The 11,414-nt window shown below is 69.5% G+C and carries 8 protein-coding genes; 7 read left to right on the top strand and 1 reads right to left on the bottom strand.

Annotated elements, in window-relative coordinates; all coding sequences use genetic code 11:
* The coding region (locus VLK61_RS19580) for a hypothetical protein (protein WP_325423303.1) at window positions 1–236 on the top strand (236 nt) is incomplete at its 5' end.
* Here the strand turns inward: VLK61_RS19580 and VLK61_RS19575 are convergent.
* Window positions 209–1,144: a histone deacetylase family protein gene (locus tag VLK61_RS19575; RefSeq protein ID WP_325423302.1), complete on the bottom strand. Its 936-nt coding sequence runs from the start codon at window positions 1,142–1,144 to the stop codon at window positions 209–211. The genes VLK61_RS19580 and VLK61_RS19575 overlap by 28 nt on opposite strands.
* Window positions 1,145–1,179: 35 nt before the next feature.
* Between VLK61_RS19575 and VLK61_RS19570 the strand changes: the two genes are divergently transcribed.
* The 6 genes from VLK61_RS19570 to VLK61_RS19545 form a co-directional block, all read left to right on the top strand.
* Window positions 1,180–2,109 carry an AAA family ATPase gene (locus VLK61_RS19570; RefSeq protein ID WP_325423301.1) on the top strand — a complete coding sequence of 310 codons (930 nt, stop codon included), beginning with the start codon at window positions 1,180–1,182 and terminating at the stop codon, window positions 2,107–2,109.
* A gap of 23 nt (window positions 2,110–2,132) precedes the next feature.
* Entirely contained in the window at window positions 2,133–3,089 is a 957-nt protein-coding gene (locus VLK61_RS19565) for a DUF58 domain-containing protein (protein WP_325423300.1), read from the top strand.
* Window positions 3,086–5,173, top strand: coding sequence for a DUF3488 and transglutaminase-like domain-containing protein (locus VLK61_RS19560; protein ID WP_325423299.1), 2,088 nt, complete (start codon window positions 3,086–3,088; stop codon window positions 5,171–5,173). The genes VLK61_RS19565 and VLK61_RS19560 overlap by 4 nt, the downstream gene beginning before the upstream one ends.
* Before the next feature lie 8 nt (window positions 5,174–5,181).
* Entirely contained in the window at window positions 5,182–8,055 is a 2,874-nt protein-coding gene (gene mltB, locus VLK61_RS19555) for a lytic murein transglycosylase B (RefSeq protein WP_325423298.1), read from the top strand.
* 114 nt (window positions 8,056–8,169) lie between these two features.
* Window positions 8,170–10,107, top strand: coding sequence for a 1,4-alpha-glucan branching protein GlgB (gene glgB / locus VLK61_RS19550; RefSeq protein ID WP_325423297.1), 1,938 nt, complete (start codon window positions 8,170–8,172; stop codon window positions 10,105–10,107).
* Window positions 10,104–11,414 (top strand): maltotransferase domain-containing protein (locus VLK61_RS19545; protein WP_325423296.1); only part of this gene is annotated, 1,311 nt, incomplete at its 3' end. The genes glgB and VLK61_RS19545, both read left to right, overlap by 4 nt.

Genomic DNA, 11,414 nt, shown 5'->3' with positions numbered 1-11,414 from the left:
AACAGGCCATGGCGCGCTGGATGGCCCGCAGCGCCAGCGAAAACCGCCACGGCCGCCACCGCTATGCCTGCGAGGACTTCCTCGTCTCAAACGACGAGATCGACGCCCGCCTGATGTTCTATCGCCAGCGTTACGCGGTGGCTTACGAAAACGCCCGGGCCACGCAAGGCAGCATGGACCTGCACGCCCCCACGCCGCAGGCCCAGCCTCACACGTCGGCCAGCACCCTCAGGTGAGCCACGACGCTGCGCGCCAGCGCGCTCAAGGCATAACCGCCTTCCAGACAGGAGACGATACGACCCTGGCAATGGCGATCGGCCAGGTCCTTCATGCGCCGCGTGATCCATGCGTAGTCGGCCTCGACCAGGCCGAGCTGGCCGAGCTCGTCCTCACGATGCGCGTCGAAGCCGGCCGAGATGAACAGCATCTGCGGGCGGAACTCCTCGAGCCGCGGCATCCACATGGCATCGATGATGCCGCGCACTTCCATGCCGCGGGTGTACGGCGGGATCGGCACGTTGATCATGTTGGTGCCCATCGGCACCCCGCCGCTGTTGGGGTACAGCGGATGCTGGAAGAAGCTGGCCATCAGCACGCGCTCGTCACCGGCGATGATGTCTTCGGTGCCGTTGCCGTGGTGCACGTCGAAGTCGATGATCGCCACGCGCTGCAGGCCGAGCACATCGAGTGCGTGGCGCGCGGCCACCGCCACGTTGTTGAAGAAGCAGAAACCCATCGCGGCATCGCGCGTTGCGTGGTGGCCGGGCGGGCGGATGGCGCAGAAGGCATTCGCCACCTCGCCCTTGACCACCGCCTCGGTGGCCGCGACGGCCGCGCCCGCCGCGCGCAAGGCAGCGCGCAGCGTGGCCGGGCAGGCAAAGGTGTCGGGGTCCAGCGCGCGAGGTTGGCCGCTGCGCTGCACCTCTTCCAGCAGGTCTTTCAGCTCCGCGACATGGCGGGAGGTGTGCGCGCGCTGCAACTGGTCCAGCGTGGCCAGCGGTGCGTCGCGGTGCTGCAAGGCCACATCCAGGCCCGAGCTCAGCAACTGGTCGGAGATCGCATCCAGGCGTTGCGGGCACTCCGGGTGGCCCTCGCCCATATCGTGCAAACGGCACTCGGCATGTGTGTAGAACGCGGTGGGCATCGGCAGCGTGCAAATTTTGGGCTATGGTGCCGCGCATGGCTGAACTCACCCTTGCGCAGCGCTTGTCTCGACTGACGGACCAGATTAGCACGATCATCGTTGGCAAAAGGCCGCAGATCGAAGACTGCATCGCCTGCCTGCTGGCCGGCGGCCACCTGTTGATCGAAGACGTGCCCGGTGTCGGCAAGACCACGCTGGCGCATGCGCTGGCGGTGTCGCTGGGGCTGCGCTTTTCACGCGTGCAGTTCACGGCCGACCTGATGCCCTCGGACCTGGTCGGCGTCAGCGTCTTCGAACGTTCCAAGGAAACCTTCGTCTTCCACCCAGGCCCGGTGTTCGCCCAGGTGCTGCTGGCCGACGAGATCAACCGCGCCGGACCGAAGACGCAGAGCGCGCTGCTCGAGGCGATGGAAGAGCACCAGGTCAGCGTCGAAGGCGAGACGCGGCCGCTGCCCAAGCCCTTCTTCGTGATCGCGACGCAGAACCCGACCGACCAGCTCGGCACCTACCCTTTGCCCGAGAGCCAGCTCGACCGCTTTCTGATGTGCATCACGCTGGGCTACCCGGACCGGCTGTCCGAACGCTCGCTGCTGTCCGGCGAAGACCGGCGCCATGTGATCGAGCGGCTGGGCGCGGTGATGAACCCCGCGGAACTGCTCGAAGCCCAGGCCGTGGTGCAGACCGTGAACGTCTCCGATGCGCTGCTGGACTACCTGCAGGCGCTGATCGCCGCCACCCGCTCGGGCAGCTGGTTCGTCGAGGGCCTGAGCCCGCGCGCCGGTATCGCGATCCTGCGCGCCGCACGGGCCCGCGCCCTGCTGGCGCAGCGCGACTACGTGGCGCCGGACGACATCCAGGCCATCCTGCCGCAGACCGCGGCGCACAGGCTGGTGCCGGTGGCCAGCGCCGGCCGCGGCCGCGTCGAGCAAGTGCGCGCGATGGTGGAGGCCGTGGGCTTGCCCTGACCCAGCACGCACGGGACGCCGCGATGCTCGCTGAGCGCATACAGAGCTACTTCGAGAACCGTCTGCCGCGCAGCGACAGCTGGACGCTGGGCCAGGGCAACATCTACATCCTGCCAACGCGCGCGGGCTGGGCCTATGCGGTGACGCTGCTGGTGATGCTGCTGGCCTCGATCAACTACCAGCTGAACCTGGGTTATGCGCTGACCTTCCTGCTCGGCGGCGCCGGCCTGGTCGCGATGCAGCAGACCCACGGCAACCTGCGCCGGCTGACGCTGCGCGTGAAAAGCCCGCATCCGGTGTTCGCCGGCGAGCCGGCCTTGCTGGAGGTGGTGCTGAGCAACCCGTCGAAGGAACGCAATGGCATCGGCGTGGGGGTCTACCGCAGCGGCAACAAGGGCATCGCCTGGGTCGACGTGCCGCTGCAAGGCAGTGCCCATGCCCGGCTGGCCTTCGTGCCGCCGCAGCGGGGCCTGCATGCCTTGCCGACGCTGCTGGCCGAGACCAACTTCCCGCTCGGCCTGTTCCGTGCCTGGACGGTGTGGCGCCCGGCCGGTCAGGTGCTGGCCTACCCGCGCCCGGAGCAACCGGCGCAGGCCCTGCCCGCGGCGCAACCGGTGCCAGGCGGTGCGCAGGTGGCGCAGCTGCGCTCGGGCGGTGAGTTCGATGGCGTGCGCGCCTACCGGCGTGGCGATCCGATGCGCCAGGTGGTCTGGAAGAAGGTTGCCAAGAGCGGCGAGATGGTCAGCCGCGACACCAGTTCCAGCGCCAGCCGCGAACTGTGGCTGGAGTACCACCAGGTGGCGCTACCCGATGCCGAAGCGCGCCTGTCGCGGCTGGCGGCCTGGGTTTTGGCGGCAGAGCGCCTGGGCGCCGGCTTCGGCCTGCGCCTGCCCGGGCTGGTGCTGGAATGCGGCAGCGGCGAGGCCCAGCGCCGGGCCGCGCTCGAGGCGCTGGCGCTGTGGCAGGGGCCGGTGGCATGATCGGCGTGACGACGCCGACGCCGGTCCCGTCGATGCCCACCGGCTCGGTTCGCAGCCAATGGGCCAAGCTGCCCCGTGAAGCCCGAGACACGCTGTTCCAGCTGGCCGTGATCGGCTGGATCATCCTGCCGCACCTGAACCACCTGCCTTGGTGGTGCGGCACCTTGACCGCGGTGGTGCTGTTCTGGCGCGGCTACCTCGCGGTCATCAATGGCGCGCTGCCAAGCCGCTGGACGGTGATCGGCCTGCTGGTCATCGCCACCGGATTGACGCTGTGGACCGAGCGCACCCTGTTCGGCAAGGATGCCGGCGTCACGCTGCTGGTGGTGCTGATGGGACTGAAGACGCTGGAGCTACGCGGCCGACGCGATGCGCTGGTGGTGTTCTTCCTCGGCTTCTTCCTGGTGCTGACGCATTGCCTGTATTCGCAGTCGCTGCTGACCGCGCTGGCCATGGGCATCTCCACCTGGGGGCTGTTGACCGGTCAGGTACTGGCCAGCATGCCGGTGGGTCGGCCCACGCTGCGGCGGGCCGGCGGCATCGCCGCGCGCGCGGCGCTGCTGGGCGTGCCGCTGATGGTGCTGCTGTTCCTGCTGTTCCCGCGTTTCGGCCCGCTGTGGGGCTTGCCGCAGGACGGGCTGGGGCGCACCGGCCTGTCCGGCACCTTGCGCCTGGGCGGCGTGGCCGACGTGGCCAACGACGATGCGATCGCGTTCCGCGTGCGCTTCACTGGCCTGCCGCCGCCACCGGACACGCTGTACTTCCGCGGCCCGGTGCTGTCGCAGTTCGATGGCCTGGAATGGCGTCAGACGCCGCATCCCGCCGGCATGCCGCGGCAGCCCGCCGAATTGCGCCTGATCGGCGCAGGCCTGCCCTACGAGCTGCTGCTGGAGCCGATCCGCCTGCCGCTGCTGCCCCTGCTGGAAGCCACACCCGACCAGCCTGGTAGCGCGCCCCGGATCGCCGGCTGGCCGCTGCGGCTGAACGAAGATCTGCAGTGGCAGACCGACCGGCTGATCACCGATCGCCTGCGCCTCCAGGTCGAAGCCTGGACCCGCTTCGAACTCGGGCCGCGGGAGATGCTGCCCAGCGGCTTCGAACTGACGCGCCTGCCCGCGGACAGCAACCCGCGCTCCGTGGCCTGGGCCCGTGCCTTGCGAGCCGAGCCCCACCATGCGAACGCGGATGCCCGTGCGCTGGCGCAGGCCGTGATGCAGCACATCCGCAGCGCCGGCTTCAGCTACACGCTGGCCCCCGGCACCTACGGCCGCCAGTCCATCGACGAGTTCTGGTTCGACCGCAAGCAAGGCTTCTGCGAACACTTCGCCGCCAGCTTCGTGGTGATGATGCGCGCCATGGGGGTGCCCGCCCGCATCGTCACCGGCTACCAGGGTGCCGAGCCGGCCGATGCGGACGGTTGGATGGTGGTGCGCCAGAGCAACGCCCACGCCTGGGCCGAATACTGGCAAGCCGGCAGCGGCTGGCGCCGCGCCGACCCCACCGCCGCCGTGGCGCCCGACCGCGTGAACGCCGGCCGCTCGCTGGCCCCCCGCGCCGGCCTGGTGGCTGGCGCGCTGACGACGATGAGCCCGGCGCTGGCCGAACAGCTGCGCCGCACCTGGGAACTGCTGGACAACCGCTGGAACCAGTGGGTGATGAACTACTCGCGCAGCCGCCAGTTCGATCTGCTGGAATCGCTGGGTGTCAGCGCCCCGAGCTGGCAGGACCTGGCGGTCACGCTGATCAGCCTGCTCAGCGCGGTGTCGCTGGCGGCTGCCGGCTGGGCCTGGTGGGACCGCCATCGGCAGGACCCCTGGCAGCGCCTGCATCGCCACATCCGCGAGGCGCTGGTGGCGCTGGGCATCGACGCGCTGCCGCACCACGCGCCGAACACGCTGGCGCAGCTGGTTCGTGCACGGCTCGGCGCGGCCGGCGAGACGCTGGCCACCGCGCTCGAAACGCTGGACCGCAGCCGCTACGGCCCGGCCAACCGCCGCCTGCCCGGCCCCGGCTGGTGGCGCCACTTCGAGCGTGAGGCCAGCCGGCTGCGCCGCCGGCGGGTGCCGGCGCTGCAGCCCGGATAATCGGCCGCATGCATGCTCGCCTTCCCCGCATCACCGGCCACGCCCTTGGACTGTTAGCACTTCTGGCCCTGGCCGCACCGCCCGCCACTGCCTCGCCGCGCAAGCCCAAGCCCAAGCCCGCCGCCGTCCAGCACGATCGCGAGCCCGACCGGGTGACCTACGGCCGCCGCGACGACGTGATGCGCTTCGCCACCGAACTGGCCGAGACGCAGAGCCTGGACCGCGCCGCCGTCGAAGCCGCGCTGGCGCAGGCCCGCTACCTGCCGGTGGTGGCCAGGCTGATCATGCCGCCGCCGGCCGGCACCGCCAAGAGCTGGGCCGCCTACCGCGCGCGCTTCGTCGAGCCCGAGCGCATCCGCGCCGGCGCCGCGTTCTGGCAGGCCCAGCAGCGCTGGCTGGCCGCTGCCGAACAGCGCTATGGCGTACCGCCCGAGATCGTCATCGGCATCCTCGGCGTCGAGACCTACTACGGGCGGCTCACCGGCAGCTTCCGCGTGCTGGATGCGCTGGCCACGCTGGCTTTCGACTTCCCGTCCGGCCGCAAGGACCGCAGCCCGTTCTTCCGCGACGAACTCGGCCAGTTCCTCAAGCTCGCCCAGCGCGAAGGTTTCAGGCCCGAAGCGATCAAGGGCTCTTACGCTGGCGCCATCGGCCTGGGCCAGTTCATGCCCGGCAGCATCCTGCGCCATGCGGTGGACTTCGACGGCGACGGCCACATCGACATGGCCAACAGCCCCGCCGACGTGATCGGCAGCATCGCGCACTACCTGGCCGCGCATGGCTGGCAACGCGGCCTGCCCACGCACTATCCGATCAAGCCGCCGGTGGACACCGCAGCGCGCGCGCTGCTGCTGGCACCGGACATCCTGCCCAGCTTCAGCGCGCAGCAGCTGGCCGACCGGGGTGCCGAGCTGTCCGCCGCCGGCCGCCAGCATGAGGGCCCGCTGGCGCTGGTGGAGTTGCAGAACGGCGACGCCGCGCCGAGCTACGTGGCCGGCACGCGGAACTTCTATGCGGTAACCCGCTACAACTGGTCGAGCTACTACGCGCTGGCGGTGATCGAACTGGGCCAGGCCGTGGCCGCGAGCCCCGGCCTGGCTGCCACGATGGCCACCGCCCCACCCAGCCCCGCCCCCGCTCCCACCGCCACGCCAAGCCCGGCCGCCACCGAGCGCCAGGTCCTGCATGCGCTGTTCGACGCCGCCTGGGAACGTGGCCTGCACGACGACCCGCTGGCCGCCACCTACATCGGCGACCGCCGCTTCGATGCGCTGTGGCCCGACCTGCGCCGCGCGCGCTTCGAGCAGACCGAGGCCGCACTGCGCGCCGACCTGGCGGCGCTGGCGCGCATCCCGCGCGAACGCCTGAGCGCGGCCGACCAGCGCCACCACGATCTGTTCAAGGCCGATCGCGAACAGCGCCTGGCCGCCGCCGCCTTCCACCCGGAGTTCTATGCCCTGAGTCCGCGCGGCGGCGTGCACACGGCCAATGAAGTGGCCGAGCTGATGCGCTTCGAGACCACCGCCGATGTCGAAACCTGGCTGGCCCGCATCGCCGCACTGCCGGCCCACATCGACCAGACCATCGCCTTGCTGCGCGAAGGCATGGCGCAGCGCCGCGTGCCGCCCAAGCTGCTGATCGAACGCGTGTTGCCGCAACTGGCGCAGCAACTGGTCGATAAACCCGAGGCCAGCCCGTTCTACGCGCGCTTTGCACGTTATCAAGATGCCGTACCGGAAGCTGACCGGTCACGCCTGGGTGAAGCCGCGCGGCAGCTGATCGCCCGGCAGCTGATCCCGGCCTACCGCCAACTCGATGCCTTCCTGCGTCAGGACTACCTGCCGGCCTGCCGCGACAGCGTGGGCCTGCGCGACCTGCCCGACGGCGAGGCGTTCTACGCCGAGCGCATCCGCTTCCACACCAGCACCAGCCTGACGGCGGACCAGATCCACGCGATGGGGCTGGAAGAAGTGGCACAGATCCGCCAGCAGATGCAGCAGGTGATGACGCAGGTCGGCTTCAAGGGCAGCCTGGCCGAGTTCTTCCGCTTCCTGCGCAGCGACCCGCGCTTCTATCACCCGACGAGTGACGCGCTGTTCCGCGCCTACGTGGTGGCCGCAAAGCAGATCGAGCCCGAACTGCCGCGGCTGTTCGGCAAGCTCTACCGCACGCCCTTCGGGCTGCGGGCCATCCCCGACATCTCCGCGCCCGGCACCACCGCCGCCTACTACTCCGGGCCCTCGGACGATGGGCGGCGCGCCGGCTACTTCTACGTCAACCTGTACCGGCCCGAGATGCGGCCGATCTGGGAGATCGAGGTGCTCAGCGCGCATGAATCGGTGCCCGGCCACCACCTCCAGATCGCGCTGGCGCAGGAGCAGGCCGAACTGCCGAAGTTCCGCCGCTTCGCCGACCAGACCGCCTTCGTCGAAGGCTGGGCGCTGTATGCCGAGCGCCTGGGCTACGAACTCGGCCTGTACCGCGACCCGTACTCCCGCTTCGGCCAGCTGACCTACGAGATGTGGCGCGCCGTGCGCCTGGTGGTGGACACCGGCCTGCACAGCCGCGGCTGGACGCGCCAGCAGGCCATCGACTACTTCAGCGCCAACGCGCCAAAGACCGAGACCGACATCGTCAACGAGATCGACCGCTACATCGCCGATCCCGGCCAGGCCCTGGCCTACAAGATCGGCCAGCGCAAGATCCTGGCGCTGCGCGCGCAGGCTGAAAGCACGCTGGGTGAACGCTTCGATGTGCGCGCCTTTCACGACGCGGTGCTGGCCAACGGTGCGCTGCCGCTGGACATGCTGGAACGCGACATCGGGGCCTGGATCGCCCAACAGCCGGGTCGCGCGGCGGCAGTGCCGGCCAGCGGCCGCTGAGCGGCCGGCACGCTCCCGCGCCACGCCGGCGCTGTTTACCCGCAAGAACAGCTTGGCCCTTCCGCTTGCATGTTGGCACTGGACAGTGCGTTTGGCACCCGCATAGACTGGGCAATGGGTCGTACAGACGTGCGTCATGCCAACAAGCTGTTGGCCGGTGTTCCCGCGGCCAACCTGCTCGGTGAACAGGACATCCACCTGTTCCGCGAAGGCAGCCACAGCCGCTTGTACGAAAAACTCGGCTGCCGGCTCGACGGCGATTCCGCCCGCTTCACGGTGTGGGCGCCCAATGCGCAGTCGGTCAGCGTGGTCGGCGATTTCAATGGCTGGCAGGCCGGCCGACATGCCGCCGCGCCGCGCGCCGACGGCAGCGGCCTGTGGGAAGCACAGATCCCCGGCGTGACGCAGGGCCAACGCTACAAGTATGCGATCCGCACCGCCAATGGCGATCTGCTCGACAAGGCCGATCCTTTTGCGCGCTATGCAGAAGCACCGCCGGCCACGGCGTCGGTGGCCTGGCGCACCGAAGACTACGTCTGGTCCGATGGCGCTTGGATGCAGGCACGCGCGGCCAGCAATGCGCTGGCCTTGCCGATGTCGGTCTACGAAGTGCATCTGGGGTCGTGGCGGCACGGTGAAGGCGACGCGCTGATCGACTACCGCAGCGCCGCACTGCTGCTGGCCGACTACCTCCGGCGCATGGGCTTCACGCATGTCGAACTGATGCCGGTCACCGAGCACCCCTTCTATGGCTCGTGGGGCTACCAGACCACCGGTTACTTCGCGCCGACGGCCCGCTACGGCACGCCGCAGGACTTCAAGTTCCTGGTCGACACGCTGCACCAGGCCGGCGTCGGCGTGATCCTCGATTGGGTGCCCTCGCATTTCCCGGCCGATGCGCACGGCCTGGCCGGCTTCGACGGCACTGCGCTCTACGAACACGCCGATCCACGCCAGGGTTTCCATCCCGAATGGAACTCGTCGATCTTCAACTACGGCCGCAACGAGGTGCGCGCCTTCCTGTTGTCGAGCGGCCTGTTCTGGCTCGACGAATACCACATCGACGGGTTGCGGGTCGATGCCGTCGCCTCGATGCTGTACCTGGACTACGCGCGCCAGCCCGGCGAATGGATTCCCAACCGCTACGGCGGCCACGAGAACCTGGAAGCCATCGGCTTCCTGCAGCAGCTCACCACCGCCGCCTACCGCGACCATCCCGGCGTGCAGATCATTGCCGAGGAGTCCACCGCCTGGCCGATGGTGTCGCGCCCGGTGCATGTCGGCGGCCTGGGCTTCGGCATGAAGTGGAACATGGGCTGGATGCACGACACGCTGAAGTACCTGCACGAAGACCCGATCCACCGGCGCTGGCATCACAACGAGCTGATCTTCTCGCTGGCCTACGCGTTCACCGAAAACTTCATGCTGCCGCTGTCGCACGACGAGGTGGTGCACGGCAAGCAGTCGCTGCTCGAGAAAATGCCGGGCGACGACTGGCAGAAGTTCGCCAACCTGCGGTTGCTGTTCGGCCACATGTGGGCGCATCCGGGCAAGAAGCTGCTGTTCATGGGCGGCGAATTCGGCCAGCGCCACGAATGGAACCACGACGATGCGCTGGACTGGGGCGCGCTGGCCGGTGATCGCCACAGCGGGCTGCAGCGCTGGGTCGAGGACCTCAACCGCTTCTACCGCGGCGAGCCGGCGCTGTACGAGCTGGATTTCGACGGCGCCGGCTTCGAGTGGATCGACGCCAAGGACAACGAAACCAGCGTGCTGAGCTACCTGCGCAAGGCCCGCGACGGCACTGCCGTGCTGGTGGTGGCCAACTTCACCCCGGTGCCGCGCGACAACCACCTGGTCGGCGTGCCGCGGGCCGGCTACTGGGCCGAACGGCTGAACAGCGATGCCACGCTCTACGGTGGCAGCGGCGTCGGCAACCAGGGCGGCGTGCACAGCGTGCCGGTGTCGGCGCATGGCCGCTTCCATGCGCTGAACCTGCGATTGCCACCGCTGGGCCTGCTGGTGCTCAAGCGCGACGGAGGCGCGGAATGAGCCTGGACAAGCTTCCGCCGGGCCTGGACGACGGGCGCGTGCGCGTCGTCATCGAACACATCACGCCAATGGTCGACAGCGGCCGCTTCCCGATCAAGCGCGTGGCCGGCGACACGGTCGAGGTCGAGGCCGATTGCCTGGCCGATGGCCACGATCTCGTGGCCTGCGCGCTGTTGTGGCGGATTGGCGGCGCGGCAGACTGGCAGCGCACGCCGATGCGGCCGCTGGGCAACGACCGCTGGCAGGCCGCCTTCACGGTGGACAGTGTCGGCAGCTGGGAGTACACGGTCTCGGCCTGGGTCGACCCGCTCCTGTCGTGGCGCAGCGATTTTGCGCGCCGCGTCGACGCTGACGACGTGCGCATCGCCGCACTCGGCGGCGCCGTGCTGATCGCCGAGGCCGCCCTGCGTGCGCCGCCGGGCGCCGAGCGCGACAGGCTGCGCGCCTGGAGCGCCGAGCTGGGCGCGGCCGCCGAAAATAACGCCGATGTGGCGCAGCTGCAGCACATCGGCCTGGACGCCGCCAACGGCGAGATCGCGCAGCGCCATCCCGACCTGCGCCACGCCTTCACCCATCCGCAGTTCCTGGCGGTGACGGTCGAGCGCCTGCGCGCGCGTTTCTCCAGCTGGTACGAATTCTTTCCGCGCTCGGCCTCCGCCGAGCCGGGGCGCCACGGCAGCTTTGCCGACTGCGAAACCTGGCTGCCCTATGTGCAGCGCATGGGCTTCGACGTGATCTACTTCCCGCCGATCCACCCGATCGGTCGTTCGCGCCGCAAGGGCCGCAACAACACGCTCGAGGCCATGGCGGACGATGTCGGCAGCCCCTGGGCCATTGGCGCCGCCGAGGGCGGGCACGAGGCCATCCTCGGCGATCTCGGCACGCTGGCCGACTTTCAGCGCCTGCTGCGGCGGGCCGCCGATCACGGTATCGAGATCGCGCTGGACATCGCCTTCCAGTGCTCACCGGACCATCCCTGGGTGCACGAGCACCCAAGCTGGTTCAAGCGCCGTGCCGACGGCAGCGTGCAGTACGCCGAGAACCCGCCGAAGAAATACCAGGACATCTACCCCTTCGATTTCGAATCGGCGCAATGGCAGGAACTGTGGCTGGCACTGGCCGGCGTGATGGAGTACTGGGTGGCCCAGGGCGTGCGCATCTTCCGAGTCGACAACCCGCACACCAAGGCCTTTCCGTTCTGGGAATGGGCCATCGCCCGGCTGCGTTCCACGCAGCCCGGGCTGGTCTTCTTGTCCGAAGCCTTCACGCGGCCGAAGGTGATGCACCGCCTGGCCAAGCTGGGCTTC

The sequence above is a fragment of the Aquabacterium sp. genome (assembly GCF_035476535.1).
Lineage (GTDB): Bacteria > Pseudomonadota > Gammaproteobacteria > Burkholderiales > Burkholderiaceae_C > Pseudaquabacterium.
Note: the sequence above shows the minus strand (reverse complement) of the source record. Positions and strands in the feature narration are given on the sequence as shown.